At 47.2% G+C, this 1,278-nt stretch carries 1 protein-coding gene; it reads right to left on the minus strand.

Going from position 1 to position 1,278, the window contains the following annotated elements; all coding sequences use genetic code 11:
* Positions 1 to 72: 72 nt before the first annotated feature.
* A complete protein-coding gene (locus AC1S52_RS02965; protein WP_482027553.1) occupies positions 73 to 378 on the minus strand; it encodes a helix-turn-helix domain-containing protein in 306 nt (101 codons plus the stop codon).
* Positions 379 to 1,278: the final 900 nt, after the last annotated feature.

Raw genomic sequence — 1,278 nt, forward strand, 5'->3', positions numbered from 1 at the left:
GGTTTCTTCCAGCCACTGCTGCACCTCCCCATAGCTGTGGAATCCATGTTCAGGTTCCTGTAATCGCTTCGCTCAAGCCACCTCCGCCCATTGTGGAATCACTCGCACACCCCCAGGTGATTTCCTAACTTCTAACATCGCTTCGATGCCACCCTCCCGGTACATCGATAACCACGTTTGCACCGTGTTTCGATGTTTCCCGTTCGCTTTCGCAATCACACTGATGCTGGGAGCGTTTTCCTGCTTGAGCCAGTACAGCACTTGCAATCGTTCCTTTGCACTCGCTGTTTCCGCTTGACGTAACTGCAAAGCTAAATCATCCAAACTTTCCTTCACTTCGATTGAGGTAACACCCACCATTGGCTGAGTCTGAAACACTACTTCTCAGTCTAAATCATTTGCCTTCTACTCAATTTAAATTGGTATGAGAAATCCCAATCGATTTGCTGATGGTGGATGCTCCAACGTGGTCGAGGAGTATAGCCCTGAATTAGCTGGATACGTTCCAGGTGTTAGTTATTGGCGTTAACCGGGCTTGAGCCGATATAAGGGCAAAAAAGTGCCAGATGGGCTGGAAAGCCCTACTCTAATTGCTGCTCGTCCAATGGAATCGGTAAGGGAATCGCCTCTTCCAAAGGTATAGGGGTGGGGGTTGAGTAGTAATGGGGGGTTTGAGTAGCAATGGAACAGAAACTCACGTTAAGGCTGAAACCCTTATCAGCAATGCGCTTTAATTGTCATACTCGCTTAGATCATTAGGATTGCGAAGTGGATGGCTTCCTCCTTGTTGAATTGCTTCAGACACATCAAACTGATAACGCCCCAGCACATAGCTACTTTGCGGGAGTCCTGGACGGAATTAAGCAATTTTGGAACGAGGTTGAAGCCGAGGTAACAGCATAAAAATCTGTTGTCCAATGTCCACGCCTGGGAACAGTGAAAAAGATGCACCCTAAAAGGGGTTTACATGCCCGATCGCTAGACTGGGCATTTTTCCATATCGACGGCTGTTTACTAAACTTCAAGTCAAGAGTTTGCTTACCCTCTGTAACCTCCTTTCTCCTCAATACCTGTGATTAACCGCATATTTTCGCTCCTTTGTTATCACAACTGAGAAGTGGGAACCGGTGGATTTCAGCCTGTAGATGTAAGCATAAGCCCCATCTACAAGGATTTTCACAATGAAAGCTCTACTTTCTGTACCTGTTTCAAAGCTCAGTGTCTGGATGACTATTGGCGTGTTGGGTACCACTCTCTTGGGTCTTCCCATGACGGCAG

The organism is Kovacikia sp. CALU 1929 (genome assembly GCF_056784235.1).